Annotated in this window: 14 protein-coding genes and 1 pseudogene (1 of these 15 only partly in view); 11 read left to right on the plus strand and 4 right to left on the minus strand. The window is 65.7% G+C overall.

Annotated features, from left to right (window positions below):
- A protein-coding gene (tyrS, locus tag BJD12_RS10330; RefSeq protein WP_005995591.1) for a tyrosine--tRNA ligase crosses the window boundary here: on the minus strand, positions 1-526 show its 5' end (the start). 686 nt of this gene lie to the left of the window's left edge; only the first 526 of its 1,212 coding nucleotides appear in the window; its start codon is at positions 524-526; its stop codon lies off the left edge, out of view.
- 170 nt (positions 527-696) lie between these two features.
- Between tyrS and BJD12_RS10335 the strand changes: the two genes are divergently transcribed.
- Both BJD12_RS10335 and BJD12_RS10340 read left to right on the plus strand, forming a co-directional pair.
- The gene (locus tag BJD12_RS10335) at positions 697-2,115 is read left to right on the plus strand and encodes a M23 family metallopeptidase (RefSeq protein ID WP_005995588.1); all 1,419 of its coding nucleotides are present in this window, start codon (positions 697-699) and stop codon (positions 2,113-2,115) included.
- A gap of 474 nt (positions 2,116-2,589) precedes the next feature.
- A complete protein-coding gene (locus BJD12_RS10340; RefSeq protein WP_042828386.1) occupies positions 2,590-3,723 on the plus strand; it encodes an anhydro-N-acetylmuramic acid kinase in 1,134 nt (377 codons plus the stop codon).
- Positions 3,724-4,119: 396 nt separating this feature from the next.
- Here BJD12_RS10340 and BJD12_RS10345 read toward each other — a convergent pair whose 3' ends face one another.
- The 3 genes from BJD12_RS10345 to BJD12_RS10360 form a co-directional block, all read right to left on the minus strand.
- Positions 4,120-4,347: a hypothetical protein gene (locus BJD12_RS10345; RefSeq protein ID WP_005995585.1), complete on the minus strand. Its 228-nt coding sequence runs from the start codon at positions 4,345-4,347 to the stop codon at positions 4,120-4,122.
- Between the two features lie 58 nt (positions 4,348-4,405).
- Positions 4,406-5,701, minus strand: coding sequence for an AmpG family muropeptide MFS transporter (locus BJD12_RS10350; RefSeq protein WP_005995583.1), 1,296 nt, complete (start codon positions 5,699-5,701; stop codon positions 4,406-4,408).
- A gap of 319 nt (positions 5,702-6,020) precedes the next feature.
- Positions 6,021-6,821, minus strand: coding sequence for an exodeoxyribonuclease III (locus BJD12_RS10360; protein WP_005995579.1), 801 nt, complete (start codon positions 6,819-6,821; stop codon positions 6,021-6,023).
- A gap of 119 nt (positions 6,822-6,940) precedes the next feature.
- Here BJD12_RS10360 and pyrE point away from each other — a divergent pair, with 119 nt between their 5' ends.
- From pyrE to BJD12_RS10405, 9 genes and pseudogenes are all read left to right on the plus strand, one after another.
- On the plus strand, positions 6,941-7,600 hold the full coding sequence (gene pyrE / locus BJD12_RS10365; protein ID WP_005995578.1) for an orotate phosphoribosyltransferase: 660 nt from the start codon (positions 6,941-6,943) through the stop codon (positions 7,598-7,600).
- A gap of 43 nt (positions 7,601-7,643) precedes the next feature.
- The gene (locus tag BJD12_RS10370; protein ID WP_042828387.1) at positions 7,644-8,288 is read left to right on the plus strand and encodes a hypothetical protein; all 645 of its coding nucleotides are present in this window, start codon (positions 7,644-7,646) and stop codon (positions 8,286-8,288) included.
- A 115-nt stretch (positions 8,289-8,403) separates the two neighbouring features.
- Entirely contained in the window at positions 8,404-9,201 is a 798-nt protein-coding gene (locus BJD12_RS10375) for a ParA family protein (RefSeq protein WP_005995574.1), read from the plus strand.
- A complete protein-coding gene (locus BJD12_RS10380) occupies positions 9,201-10,130 on the plus strand; it encodes a ParB/RepB/Spo0J family partition protein (protein WP_005995573.1) in 930 nt (309 codons plus the stop codon). The genes BJD12_RS10375 and BJD12_RS10380 overlap by 1 nt, the downstream gene beginning before the upstream one ends.
- A gap of 25 nt (positions 10,131-10,155) precedes the next feature.
- Positions 10,156-10,443: pseudogene (locus BJD12_RS10385) on the plus strand (helix-hairpin-helix domain-containing protein); the annotation flags it as partial.
- A 95-nt stretch (positions 10,444-10,538) separates the two neighbouring features.
- Entirely contained in the window at positions 10,539-11,267 is a 729-nt protein-coding gene (locus BJD12_RS10390; RefSeq protein WP_005995571.1) for a suppressor of fused domain protein, read from the plus strand.
- Positions 11,268-11,310: 43 nt separating this feature from the next.
- Positions 11,311-12,276 (plus strand): SDR family NAD(P)-dependent oxidoreductase, encoded by a 966-nt coding sequence (locus BJD12_RS10395; RefSeq protein WP_005995570.1) that lies wholly within the window; start codon positions 11,311-11,313, stop codon positions 12,274-12,276.
- Between the two features lie 256 nt (positions 12,277-12,532).
- A complete protein-coding gene (locus BJD12_RS10400; RefSeq protein ID WP_005995569.1) occupies positions 12,533-13,255 on the plus strand; it encodes a glycosyltransferase family 2 protein in 723 nt (240 codons plus the stop codon).
- A complete protein-coding gene (locus BJD12_RS10405) occupies positions 13,255-13,596 on the plus strand; it encodes a lipid-A-disaccharide synthase N-terminal domain-containing protein (RefSeq protein ID WP_005995568.1) in 342 nt (113 codons plus the stop codon). The genes BJD12_RS10400 and BJD12_RS10405 overlap by 1 nt, the downstream gene beginning before the upstream one ends.
- The last annotated feature ends 214 nt before the right edge of the window (positions 13,597-13,810 follow it).

Genomic DNA, 13,810 nt, shown 5'->3' on the forward strand with positions numbered 1-13,810 from the left:
CGTAGCCCTGCACCAATGGATAGAGGAACTCATGAATGGCGATCGGCTGCTGACCGGCAAAGCGCTTGGCAAAATCGTCGCGCTCGAGCATGCGCGCCACGGTGTGCTGGGCGGACAGCTTGATCATGTCGGCGGCGCTCATCTGGCCGAACCACTCGGAGTTGAAGCGCACTTCGGTGCGTTCTCGATCCAGGATCTTGAAGACCTGCTCTTCATAGGTGCGGGCGTTCGCCAGCACATCGTCGCGACTGAGCGGCTTGCGGGTTACGTTCTTGCCGCTCGGGTCGCCGATCATGCCGGTGAAGTCGCCGATCAGGAAGATGACCTGGTGACCCAACTCCTGAAACTGCCGCATCTTGTTGAGCAACACGGTGTGGCCCAGATGCAGGTCCGGCGCGGTGGGATCGAAGCCGGCCTTCACCCGCTGTGGGACGCCCGACTTCAGGCGGGCTTCGAGCTGATCGAGCTTGAGAATCTCGTCGGCGCCACGGCCGATGAGTGCGAGGGATTCTTCAATAGTGGCCAACCACGGACTCCAGCGGCGTTTGCCGTCAACAACGTGAATGATGTTAAACGCGGGTTAATTCCGCGCCAACTGAAAATAATGAACAGGCTCAATGGTTTGACGCGCTGTTACAGGCTGTCTATGGTACCGGCGATTGGGCTCGCACTTCGAGCCAGCGAGGAAATCTAACGATGCAGAACTCAGAGCAGGGCCGTGCACGCAAGCGGCGCTTTCAAGAACGCCTCCACGTCCTCCACGACACTGCACTGCATCGCAAGCTCAAGCAGCACCTTCCGGCGGCATTCAACGACCGCTGGACGCGCCGCCACTGGATCCACGCCAGCCTGTTCGCCACCATCGGCGCACTGGTTGCGACGATCGTGCCGGGTTTCTCCAATGCCATCGACACGCCGCTTTCCAGCCATTCCACGCTGGCTTTGCCGTTGCCGCCGCTGGTGCCTAGCCGCAAGCAGCTGGCGCCGGGCACCGAGTGGGAGATCCTGCAGGTCAAGCCGGGACAGACGCTGAGCACGCTGTTCGGGGAGTTGGGAATCCCGACCGCGGTGATGTACCAGGTGCTAGCGCATCCGGGCACCAAGGAGGCGCTGACCAAACTGCGTCCGGGTACCGAGATCGCGTTCGACCTGCCGACGCCGGGTGAGTTGCGGGCATTGCGCTTCGATCGCGACGACAGCCATCGGGTGGAATTGCGCCTGCTCGGCGATAGCGTGCGCGAGAAGGTGACCGAGCGCGCGACGACCACGCGCACCGTGGTGGCCAGCGGCGAAATCAGTAGTTCGCTGTACGCATCGGCCGGCAAGTCGGGGTTGTCGCCGGCCGCGGTGGCGATCATGACCGACGAGATCTTCAAGTACGACATCGACTTCGACAAGGATCTGCAGCCAGGCGACCGCTTCAGTGTGGTGATGGACGAAACCTGGCGCGAAGGCGAGCGGATCAGCACCGGCGACATCCTGGCGGCGACCTTCACCACCGGCGGCAAGACCTATACCGGATTCCGCTTCGAGCGTGTCGGCAAGCCAGCCGAGTATTACGACATCACCGGCCGGCCGTTGAAGAAGAGCTTCATCCGCATGCCGGTGGCCTACAGCCGCATCAGCTCCACCTTCGGTGCGCGCAAGCATCCGGTGCTGGGCACGATGCGCATGCATAAAGGTGTGGATTACGCGGCCGCGTCGGGCACGCCGATCATGGCCGCAGGCGACGCGCGGGTGGTGTTCGTCGGCACCCAGCGTGGCTATGGCAATGTGGTGATCCTGGATCACGGCAAGAACTACAGCACGCTGTACGGGCATATGTCGCGCTTCGGCAAGATCAAGGCCGGCCAGCGCATTAACCAGGGCACGGTGATCGGCTATGTCGGCATGACCGGCCTGGCCACCGGCCCGCATCTGCACTACGAATTCCGCGTCGCAGGCCAGCAGCGCAACCCGATGTCGGTGACGATGCCGCCGCCGGAGCCGCTGCAGGGCGCCGAGTTGGCGGCCTTCCGTGCGCAGACCGCGCCGGCCATGGCACGCATCGAAGGCATGGAAAAGATGATCTACGCCGATGCCGGCAAGCCTGCCAAGAGCAAGCCGCGCGGTTGAAGGCTGCGGCGGGCCTGACCGGTGCGGATCGCACTGGTCAGGGTGCCGCAGCGCCAAGCGGTCGTAAGTTGGGCGAGTTGACGTGAGACCTGCGCGTCGCCTTGGCAGTGCCCGTGGCCGACAACATGGTCCGCACCAGCCAGCACGTCAGCAAACTTTCGCGATCAGCGCGGAGCAAGACGTAAGTGATGCATTACAGCCACTAACAACTTGCGATGCAGCCACCAGGCGGGCGGGTCCCTACTCGGTGCGGCAGGTACCTTTCGTACACTCCGGTATCTCCATGTCATCCGCACACCGGTCTATTGCTGGCTACGTCTTGTTAACCGCTCTCGGATGGTCACGCGGATTCCCGGCTACTGGCGGCCTTTGTTTGCAAAGGTCGCTGTCCTTCGGGCCGCATCCATAGACCGCCAGTTGACGGCATCGCCCCGGCTGCACAAGCTGCATGACCGCTGCGCATCTGGCTCTGGCATGACCGTTCTGGAACACGAAAACTCCCCGCTGTATCTGGGCCTGATGTCGGGCACCAGCGCCGATGGCATCGATGCCGCGCTGGTGCGTTTTGCCGATGACAGCCACCGGCGCTGCGAGCTGGTTGCAGGCATGACGGTGCCGTGGGCACCGCAGCTGCGCGAGACCCTGGTGGCGCTGGGCCAGGGCGCCGAGACCATCGCCATCGATGCGCTGGGCCGGCTGGATGCGCAGGTGGGCCTGGCCTTTGCAGACGCGGCCAATCAATTGATCGATGCCAGTGGCGTTGCGCGGCAGCGCATCCGCGCGATCGGCTCGCATGGGCAGACCATTCGCCATCGGCCGACCGGCGACCCGGCGTTTACCTGGCAGATCGGCGATGCGAGCCGGATTGCCGAGCACACCGGGATCACCACGGCAGCCGACTTCCGCCGCCGCGACGTGGCAGCCGGGGGCCAGGGTGCGCCGCTGATGCCGGCGTTTCATCTGGCAATGCTGGGGGCAGGCGATGAAGATCGCGCGGTGCTCAATCTGGGCGGCATCGGCAATCTGACCTTGATTCCGCGCGACGGCACGGTGCTGGGCTTCGATACCGGCCCGGCCAATGCGTTGCTGGACAGCTGGTGCCTGCAACAGCGTGGTGCGGCATTCGACGCTGAGGGTGCGTTTGCTGCGAGCGGGAGGGTCGACTCCGCGCTGCTGCAGGCGTTGCTGGCCGAGCCGTGGTTTGCGTTGGCGCCGCCCAAGAGCACCGGTCGCGAGCAGTTCCATCTGGATTGGGTGCTGCAGGCGATGGGCGGCGCGCCGCTGGATGCCGCCGATGTGCAGTCGACCCTGCTCGAACTCACCGCAGCCACCGTGGCCGATGCTCTGCTGCGCCTGCAGCCGCAGACCCGCCGCGTGCTGGTGTGCGGCGGCGGCGTACGCAATCCGGTGCTGATGGCGCGGCTGGCGGCGCGGCTGCCGGGCGTGGTAGTGGAATCCAGCGCGCGATACGGGCTGGACCCGGATTATCTCGAGGCGATGGGGTTTGCGTGGCTGGCGGCCGAACTGCTGGCCGGGCGCCCGGCAAATCTGCCGTCGGTTACCGGCGCTGCGGGGCTACGGCTGTTAGGGGCGATCTATCCGGCGTGACGCGTCACCCGGCCTGCGCTGGCGCCATGCGCCATGCGCCAGGTGTGCGGGCCAACGCGGCAAAGTGGTTTGGAAACACACTCAAGCGTGCCGGCCGCCATCGCGCCGTAGCGCTCGGCGAGTGATGCATGGTCGGCAACGCAATGCCGATGAATGCACGGCGACTGCTCTGCCTGGCCCATTGGATGCCTAGATAGGGCTGAGGCTTTACGACGGACGCCTTGCAAGACGCGCAGGTAGAGGGCGTGGCCGCCAGAGCGGCTAGCAAGACGAGTGCGCTCACCGCCATGCCGGCGTAGGCAGTGCGGGCGAGCCTCGCTTCCCACTCCCGACTGCGATTCTGAGCGCGCCTTCTACACCCATCCGACGACCGTTCACGCCGTGTTATCTGAGACCCTAAGGCATGTTGCCGGCCGGCAGTGCCTTCAGCGCGGCGATCGCTTCGGCCAGGGCATCGACTTCCGGGTGCTGCAGGCCACCGGTGACTTCGTACTCGCTGGCGAACAGTCCCTGTTCGAGCAGATGCATGACGGTCTGGTGCTGGGTCCAGCCGCGTGCGACGGAAATGCGGCGGATGCGGTCCACCAGCAGCGGATCGATGTCACGCAACACCAGATCGGTCATGCCCTTCCTCGTGCGACGGATTGCCCCGTAGGCATCATCGGCAACCTTGAGGGACGTTTCAATCCGGCCGCCGGTCGTGCGCCAGCAAGCGCGGCCATAGCCAGGCCAGCAGCGCCAGGGTGGGAATCACGGTGAGCGCGCTAAAGATGAAGAAGGTGCTGTACGAGGTGGACTCGACCAAGAACCCGGACACGCCGCCGGCGAACTTGCCCGGCAGGTTGGCCAGCGAGACCAGCAACGCGTACTGGGTGGCGGTGAAGTTGCGGTCTGTCAACGAAGACATGAAGGCCACTAATACGCTGCCAGCAAACCCCTGAAACAGGTTATCGGCGCTGAGTGCGGCGTAGAACGCCCACAGCTTGCCGGGGTTGTGCGCCATCAGCAGGAAAGCGAGATTGGACAGCGCCACGCCCAGGGCGGCGACCAGCAGCATGCGCCGGAAGCCGAACGCGGCCACTGCGGCTCCACCGGCGAAAGCACCGGCAATGCCGATCCAGACACCGAACAGCTTGGAGACGGTGGCAATGTCTGCCTTGGTGTAGCCGGAGTCCAGATAGAACGGGCCCGCCATCACGCCGATCACCTGGTCCGGGAACTTGTACAGGCCGACGAACAGCAGCAGCACGATCCCCAATGCCAAGCCGTTGCTGGAAAAGAAGCTGGAAATGGGTTGCCAGAATGCACCCGCCACGTCGACACGGCGCACCACGGTCGCTTCGGGGCGGTCCGGCTCACGGCAGACCAGAGTGGTGATGATCGGCAGCACCATCAATGCCGACATCCCCAGGTAGGCCCAGGTCCAGTCGAGGTATTCGGCCATATACAGGGCGCCCGCCCCGCCCAGGATCAAGCCGACGCGATACCCCAGCGTGTAGGTCGCAGCCAACGCGGCCTGTGCGGTCTCCGGGGCGATTTCGATGCGATAGGCATCCACGACCGAATCCTGGGTGGCGCCCCAGAACGAGGCGAACAGCACCCAGCTCACCAGCCCGGTCACACTCAGGTCAGGCCGCGAAAACGCCAGTGCGACCAGGCCAACGGTGACACCGATCTGCGCGACCAGCAGCCAGGACCGGCGACGGCCCAGGAACGCGGTCAGCGGAAACGCATAGCGGTCGATCAGTGGCGCCCACAGGAATTTGAGCAGATAGAAGAAGCTGGCCAGGCTGATCAGGCCGATGCTGCCCAGATCCAGGCCGACGTCGCGGAGCCGGGTCGACAGGGTCTGTGAGGCGATCAACAGAAATGGCAACCCGCTACCAAAGCCCAGCAGGGCCATGGTCGCCGCTGATGGCGTGGCGAAGGCGTGTCGGATGCCGCGCCAGCCTTTATAGGTTCGGGTGGGCTCGGTCATGCGTCAAACCAGTGAGAACGAACGCGCGCGGCGGTGGCGGGCAAGGCGGACTGCGCCGGCGCATGCAGCGCGCGCCCCAAGACAGGCATCGTCTCTGGAGTTAGGTCCGCAGCGGCGTGCGCGGCCAAGCGACGACGCATGGCGGTCTCGAAGACAGACGCATTGATCGGCATCGGCAGACCGCGCGATGGCAACCGAGAGCCACCGCGCTTGCTGCTCTGCCCAAGGCGCAACCAGCTGGCGATGTCGCCGGCACGGCCTGCGCCTTGCGCTGCAAGACACTGGCGCAATGTCACGAAAACCATCGCCCCTGCCTGCCTCACTGCACGTAATCCACGATATAAGGCGCGTGATCAGAGAAACGCTGCTCACGATAGATCGTGCAAGCCTGCAGTGCATCGCGCAGGCCGGGGGTGACCAGCTGGTAGTCGATGCGCCAACCGACATTGTTGGCGCGCGCGGCGCCGCGGTTGCTCCACCAGGTGTAGTCCTCGCCCTGCGGATGCAATACACGGTAGCTGTCGACCCAGCCACGGCCATCGGCAGGGCTGGCGTCGCTTGCCGTATCAGCGCACAGGCCATTGAGCCAGTCGCGCTCGGGCGGCAGGCAGCCGGAGTTCTTCTGGTTGGACTTCCAGTTCTTGATATCCAGCGCGGTACGCACGATGTTCCAGTCGCCGCACAGCACGTACTGGCGGCCACTGGCCAGCCACTCGTCCAGGATCGGCCGCAGCCATTCCATCACCTGGAACTTGTAGTCCTGGCGCAGCTCACCGGAAGACCCGGACGGGATATAGAACGAGACGACACTCAGATTGCCGAAGCGCGCTTCGATATAACGGCCTTCTTCGTCGAACTCCGGCCAACCCAGCGCGGTGCGCACTTCGTCGGGGGCCTGTTTGGCGTAGATCGCCACGCCGCTATAGCCCTTCTTGGTGCTGGCATCGCGAAACCAGGCCTTGTAGCCGGCAGGCAGGAATTCCGGCCCGGCCAGCTGATGTTCCTGCGCCTTGGTCTCCTGGATGCACAGTACGTCCGCGTCCTGGGTGGCGAACCAATCGAAGAAGCCTTTGCTGGCGGCCGAGCGCAGGCCGTTGGCGTTGAAACTGATGATGCGCATAGGCCGGGAACGGGGAGTCGGGAATGGGGAATCGTAAAGCCTACCCCAGCGCGGCCGCGAAGGCTGCCGAGGCGCGATGCGTTTACCATTCCCGACTCCCCATTCCCCATTCCCGTCCAATGACCGACCACCGCACCCGTTTCCTGCAGCTGGCCCTGGGCGCCGATGCCCTGCGCTTTGGCGAGTTCACGCTCAAGTCCGGGCGGCTCAGCCCGTACTTCTTCAACGCCGGGCGTTTCGATTCCGGGGTCAAGACCGCGCAGTTGGCGCAATGCTACGCCGATGCGATCGATGCGGCCGGGGTGGACTTCGACCTGCTGTTCGGGCCGGCCTACAAGGGCATCCCGTTGGCGACCGCGCTGGCCTGTGCCTATGCCGGGCGCGGGCGCGATCTGCCGCTGGCCTTCAACCGCAAGGAAGCCAAGGACCATGGCGAGGGCGGCACCCTGATCGGCGCACCGCTGGCCGGGCGCAAGGTGTTGATCGTCGATGACGTGATCACCGCCGGCACCGCGATTCGTGAGGCGCTGGGCATCATCCGCGCCGCTGGCGGCACACCGTCCGGCATCGTGGTGGCGCTGGACCGGCAGGAGATCGCCTCCGAGCAGGATCGCCGTTCGGCGGCGCAGGCAGTGGCGGCCGAGACCGGCATTCCGGTGATCGCCGTGGCCAACCTCGCCGACCTGCTTGCATTCGCGGCAGGAAACGCCGACCTTGTGGGCTTCCGGGAACCGCTGCTGGCCTATCGTGGCCGCTACGGAACCGACACCACGGGCTGATAGCAGGCGACAGGGGGCTGCGCTGATGCCGAAACACACACGTTTGGCGTTACTCGCCGCCGTTGCGGTCGCCGTGGTGGCCGCACCCGGCATTGCGCAGGACAAGCCGGCCGCAAAGAAACTCTATTGCTGGAACCAGAACGGCGCCCGGGTGTGCAGCGATACGCTGCCGCCAGAGGCGGTGAACCAGGCCCGCGACGAATTCAACGCCAAGAGCGGGCTGCGCAGTGCCGAGGTGCAGCGGGCGATGAGCGGTGACGAGCGCGCCGCAGCCGCCGCCAGCGAGCAGCAGCGCCAGGCCGACCTGGCCGCCGAGCAGATGCGCCAGCGCACCGACCAGGCGATGCTGATGTCCTATCAAAGCGAAGACGACCTGCGCCGGGTGTTCAACGAGCGCATCGCCATCGTGGACAACAACATCCATACCGCGCGATTCAATGTGACCAGCCTGCGCGAGGGCCTGGCCAGCATGTTGCGCACCGCCGGAGACCGCGAACTTGCCGGCCAGGCAGTGGCCGACAAGCTGGCCGACGACATCCAGCAACGCCATCGCGAACTGATGGCGCAGTTGCGACTGCAGACCAGCTTCGAGCAACAGCGCACCGCGCTGGACGGCGAAATCGCCGATATCCTGCAGCGCTACCGCGCCATGAAGGAACCGCCCGGCGCCAGCTCGCCTGCCGGCTGAACCGCACGGGCGTCATTCCCGCCTGCCCGATGCGCCGCTGCGTGCGGCATTTCCCGATCCGACGCCCTGCCCGCATAATGGCCGGTCTTACTCTTTGCCCACGAGGCTCTCCCGCATGGCCCGGATCATCGCCATTGCCAACCAGAAGGGCGGCGTCGGCAAGACCACGACGGCAGTCAATCTGGCGGCCGGCCTGGCGCGCGCGCCCAAGCGTGTGTTGCTGGTGGATCTGGACTCGCAGGGCAATGCCACGATGGGCAGCGGCATCGACAAGCGCGATGTGGCCGCCTCCACCTGCGATCTGCTGCTGGGCGAGAACACCGCTGCCGAGATCCGAGTCACCGCGCCGGAAGGCTTCGACCTGCTGCCAGGCAACATCGACCTGACCGCCGCCGAGATCCAGCTGATGGACCAGGGCGAGCGCGAGCAGCGGCTCAAACGCGCACTGGCACCGATCCGCGACGAGTACGACTTCATCCTGATCGACTGCCCGCCGGCGCTGTCGCTGCTGACGCTCAATGCGTTGACCGCCGCCGACTCGATCATCGTGCCGATGCAGTGCGAGTACTACGCGCTGGAAGGGCTGACCGCGCTGCTGGAAACCATCGAAGCGCTGCGTGCCAACCTCAACCCGGCGCTGGAAATCGAAGGCGTGCTGCGCACGATGTTCGATATCCGCAACAACCTGGCCAATGCGGTGTCGGCGGAGCTGACCGAGCATTTCGGCGACAAGGTGTTCCGCACCATCGTGCCGCGCAACGTGCGCCTGGCCGAGGCGCCCAGCCATGGCCAGAGCATCGTCGGTTACGACCGCACCTCGCGCGGTGGCGTGGCGTACCTGGGCCTGGCCGGCGAAATCGTGCGCCGGCAGAACGACCGCAACAAGGCCTACCGGCCCGTGGAGACCGCCTGATGAACAAGCCGATCCCCGCAAAAAAGCGCGGTCTGGGCCGTGGCCTGGAAGCGCTGTTGGGACCGAAGGGCGCAGCAGCGGCAGCGGCACCCGGGGCAACCAGCGAGGACGCGCTGCAGCCGGGCGATACCCTGCGCCAGTTGCCGGTGGACCAACTGCAGCCGGGCAAGTACCAGCCGCGTCGGGAGATGGACGAGGTCAAGCTGGCCGAGCTGGCGGAGTCGATCAAGGCGCAGGGCGTGATCCAGCCGATCGTGGCGCGCGCGCTGGCACCGGGGCAGTTCGAGATCGTGGCCGGCGAACGCCGCTGGCGCGCCTCGCAACTGGCCGGGCTGACCGAAGTGCCAGTGGTGGTGCGCGAGCTGGACGACCGCACCGTCATCGCGATGGCGCTGATCGAGAACATCCAGCGCGAAGACCTCAACCCGCTGGAAGAAGCGCAGGCACTGCAGCGCTTGATCGACGAATTTTCGCTGACCCATGCCGAGGCCGCCGAAGCGGTGGGCCGCTCGCGTGCGTCGGTGTCCAACCTGCTGCGGCTGCTGGAACTGCCGGTGGCGATCCGGGTGCTGCTGGAAACCCGCCGCCTGGAAATGGGCCATGCGCGTGCGCTGCTCACCCTGGCGCCGGAACTGGCCAGCAAGCTGGCGCAGGAAGCGGCCGACCAGGGTTGGTCGGTGCGCGAGGTCGAACACCGCGCGCAGCAGTTCGCCGCCGGCAAGGTGCCGGGCTCGCTGCGCAAGGGCAAGCCGGTGACCGCGGCGCCGCAGGCAGACATCGCCTCGCTGCAGACCGAACTGTCCGAATCGCTGGGCACCAAGGTGGTGTTCAATCACGGCCGCGGCGGCAAGGGCAAGCTGGTGATCCATTACACCGATCTGGATACCCTGGAAGGCGTGCTGGAACGCCTGCGCACCCGTAAGGGGTGATGCGGCCAGCGCAGGAGGATCAGCGATGCATCCCGCCAAAGTGGACCGCGCGCATCTGCTGCGCCTGACCGACCTGCCCAACGTCGGGCCGGCTTGCGAAAAGGATCTGCAACTGATCGGCATCCGCATGCCGGCGCAACTGCACGGCCGCGATGCCTACGACATGCATGCCCAGCTCTGCCTGCGTACCGGCGTCACCCATGACCCGTGCGTGATCGATGTGTTCCTCTCGCTGGTGCGCTTCATGCAGGGCGAGCCGGCGCGCAATTGGTGGGAGTTCAGTGCCGAGCGCAAGGCAACCCTGGCCGCCGAGCGCGCCGGGACACCGGCAACCGCTCCGCTGCCAGGGCGCCGTGTCGCCAATAGCGGCAGTGGCGCCAGCGCCGGTAGGGACGGCAAGCACCGCCCATGAGCCACGCCGACGAGACGACCAGCCCCTCCGGCAGCCCCATCCTGCATCACGCGCAGGCCAAAGGCTTTGAGCCGGTACGCGGCGAAGACTGCATCGAGCAGATCAGCGCGCATATCGAGCAGCACCTGGGACCGATTGCCAGCGTGTTTCATGCACTCGTCTCCGACACCGTGCATCTGGACGTGCACATCGTGCCGCCCAACGCGCACTCGCCGTGCCTGCGTCTGGTGACCTCGGGTATGAGCGATCTGCCGATGACGCTGCCCGACAGGGTGGAGGCGCCGCGTTCCATGGAACTGATGCTGAGCCTGCCGGGCGACTGGTCGATGGACCAGCGCGATTTCGACGACGAGCGCCACTACTGGCCCATCCGCCTGCTCAAGAACCTGGCGCGGCTGCCGCACAAGTTCGACACCTGGTTGGGGTTTGGCCATACCCTTCCCAATGGCAACCCAGCCGAGCCGTATGCGCCAGGCGTCGCCTTCGACGGCGCGATCGTGCTGCCGCCGCTGAGCACGCCGCCAGAGTTCGCCCATCTGCGCATCGATGCCGACAAGACCATCGCCTTCATGACGGTGGTGCCGTTGTATCCGGAAGAGATGGCGTTGAAGCTGAGCCAGGGCAGCGATGCACTGCTGGACCGCTTCGATGCCTGCAACATTCAGGACAGCATCGACCTGCGCCGCCGCAACGTGGCGAAAAAGCGCTTTTTCGGGTTGTTCTGAGCACTGTTCCCTGCCTCCCTTCGACGTTTTCAGGACCATTGCCATGACCATCCTCGTCACCGGCGCCGCCGGTTTCATCGGCGCCTACACCTGCCGCGCACTGGCTGCGCGTGGCGAGAACGTGGTGGGCCTGGACAATTACAACAGCTACTACGACCCGCAGCTCAAGCGCGACCGGGTAGCGGCGTTATGCCCGCAGATCGACATCCGCACGCTGGACCTGACCGACCGCGATGGCCTGGCGGCGCTGTTCGATGAGATCCAGCCCAGCCGCGTCGTGCACCTGGCCGCGCAGGCCGGGGTGCGTTATTCGCTGGAAAACCCGTCTGCCTATGTCGACAGCAACCTGGTCGGCTTCGTCAACATGCTCGAGCTGTGCCGGCACCGCGGCGTGCAGCACCTGGTGTATGCGTCCAGCAGCTCTGTCTACGGCGATTCGGCCACCCCGCCGTTCTCCGAAGACCAGCGCGTGGACCAGCCACGCTCGTTGTATGCCGCGACCAAGGCTGCCAACGAGCTGATGGGGTACACCTATGCGCAGCTGTATGGGTTGCGCGCCACCGGACTGCGCTTTTTCACCGTGTACGGCCCGTGGGGTCGACCGGACATGGCACCGCTGATCTTCAGCCGCGCGGTGCTGGCCGGGCGCCCGATCGAGGTGTTCAACCACGGCAAGATGCAGCGCGACTTCACCTTCGTGGCCGACATCGTGGCCGGCGTGCTCGGCGCGCTGGATACCCCCAGCGGCGAGGCGATCCCGCACCGGGTGTTCAACCTGGGCAACCACACGCCCGTGGAATTGGAGTATTTCATCGACGTCATCGCCCAGGCGGCAGGCCGCCCGGCCGAAAAGCTCTACCGGCCGATGCAACCGGGCGACATGATCCGCACCATGGCCGACACGCGGCGCGCGCAGGCCGCGTTCGGGTTCGATCCGGCCACGCCAGTGGAGCGCGGCTTGCCGCAGGTGGTGGACTGGTGCCGCAGCTATTTCGGCGAGCGCGCCTGAGCCGTGCAGTCGAATGGCCGGCAGGCCGCGCGCATGCTGCGCGGGTTCGTGCACTGGCATGTCGCCAGGGTTCGGGGCAGCTGAGGCAGGCATGCACCAGTCGGCAATCGCCGCTGATCGGCTGCGCCATCCGCTACAGGCCGTTTTACGATCGCTCCACTGCACATAACGCGCGCCGGCTTCATGCCTGGCTCAGACGCTCAGGGCACAATGCGCGATCTTTTTTGCACAGCCATCATCGGGCCACCACGAATCCATGAGCCAACCTCAGCTTTCCGTCGTCGTCCCGGTGTTCAACGAGCGCGATAACGTCGCAACGCTGGTCGGCGAAATCGTCGCTGCCTTGCGTGGCCTGGTAGCCTTCGAAATCGTGTACGTCGACGACCATTCGCGCGACGACACCCTGGCGGTGCTGCAAGGTCTGAAGACCACCACCCCGGAACTGCGGGTCCTGCACCACGCCACCCAGAGCGGGCAGAGCACCGCGGTGCGCAGCGGGGTCAAGGCCGCGCGCGCCAGCTGGATCGCCACGCTCGATGGCGATGGCCAGAACGATCCGGCCGACATCCCCAAGCTGCTGATCGCGCGCAGCCAGGCGCAACCGCAGGTCAAGTTGTTCGCCGGCTGGCGGGTCAACCGACAGGATTCCGGGTCCAAGCGCTGGGCCAGCAAATGGGCCAACGCGATCCGCTCGCGCATGCTGCAGGACAACACGCCCGACACCGGCTGTGGCATCAAGTTGTTCGAGCGCGAGGCGTTCCTGGACCTGCCCTACTTCGACCACATGCACCGTTACCTGCCGGCACTGATGCAGCGCGCCGGTTGGCGCACGGTGAGCGTGCCGGTCAACCACCGCCATCGTACCGCCGGCGTCTCCAAGTACAACAATCTCAATCGCGCGCTGGTGGGCATCCGCGACCTGCGCGGGGTGGCGTGGCTGATCACCCGCAGCAAGCGCACCGTGGTGGAGGAACGTTGATGGAAACGAGCCTGCTGGACCAGCAACTGACCTGGCTGTACTGGACCGGCATCCATGTCACCGGCTGGAAGTTGATCGGGTATGTGGGCGCGTTGATGTTCGGCGGCCGCTGGCTGGTGCAGTTCGTCGCCTCCAAGCGTGCCGGCAAGCCGGTGATCCCGCGTCTGTTCTGGTACATGAGCGTGGTGGGCAGCCTGATGACGCTGAGCTACTTCGTGTTTTCGGCCAAGCAGGATTCGGTGGGCGTGCTGCAGAACCTGTTCCCGGCGTTTACCGCGTTTTACAGCCTGTATCTGGATGTGAAGCACCGCGGCTGGAAGCGGGATCGGGCGGAACATTGAGGGGCGGGGATTTGGGATTCGGGGTTCAGGGAGCGTCAGGCTTGTGAGGTACTGCCGCTGGTTCGATGGGTGGTGCTGTTGGGTCACCGGGCAGCTGGCGGCGGCCGCAGCGGCGCCCAAGGTCGATGCATTTGTCCGGACATGGCGCTGCGCGATTGACTGACCTGAGACCGCGCCGACGGCCGATGTCGCTACGCTGAGTCCGTGGGCACGC

Origin of the sequence: Xanthomonas vesicatoria ATCC 35937 (assembly GCF_001908725.1) — a bacterium.
GTDB classification, from domain to species: Bacteria; Pseudomonadota; Gammaproteobacteria; order Xanthomonadales; family Xanthomonadaceae; genus Xanthomonas; species Xanthomonas vesicatoria.

Coding starts and splice junctions, on each gene's coding strand:
- pyrE (WP_005995578.1), top strand. CDS start 6,941: ATGACCGACCACCGCACCCGTTTCCTGCAGCTGGCCCTGGGCGCCGAT.
- BJD12_RS10390 (WP_005995571.1), top strand. CDS start 10,539: ATGAGCCACGCCGACGAGACGACCAGCCCCTCCGGCAGCCCCATCCTG.
- BJD12_RS10350 (WP_005995583.1), bottom strand. CDS start 5,701: ATGACCGAGCCCACCCGAACCTATAAAGGCTGGCGCGGCATCCGACAC.
- BJD12_RS10400 (WP_005995569.1), top strand. CDS start 12,533: ATGAGCCAACCTCAGCTTTCCGTCGTCGTCCCGGTGTTCAACGAGCGC.
- BJD12_RS10380 (WP_005995573.1), top strand. CDS start 9,201: ATGAACAAGCCGATCCCCGCAAAAAAGCGCGGTCTGGGCCGTGGCCTG.
- BJD12_RS10375 (WP_005995574.1), top strand. CDS start 8,404: ATGGCCCGGATCATCGCCATTGCCAACCAGAAGGGCGGCGTCGGCAAG.
- BJD12_RS10335 (WP_005995588.1), top strand. CDS start 697: ATGCAGAACTCAGAGCAGGGCCGTGCACGCAAGCGGCGCTTTCAAGAA.
- BJD12_RS10395 (WP_005995570.1), top strand. CDS start 11,311: ATGACCATCCTCGTCACCGGCGCCGCCGGTTTCATCGGCGCCTACACC.
- BJD12_RS10345 (WP_005995585.1), bottom strand. CDS start 4,347: ATGACCGATCTGGTGTTGCGTGACATCGATCCGCTGCTGGTGGACCGC.
- BJD12_RS10360 (WP_005995579.1), bottom strand. CDS start 6,821: ATGCGCATCATCAGTTTCAACGCCAACGGCCTGCGCTCGGCCGCCAGC.
- BJD12_RS10405 (WP_005995568.1), top strand. CDS start 13,255: ATGGAAACGAGCCTGCTGGACCAGCAACTGACCTGGCTGTACTGGACC.
- BJD12_RS10340 (WP_042828386.1), top strand. CDS start 2,590: ATGACCGTTCTGGAACACGAAAACTCCCCGCTGTATCTGGGCCTGATG.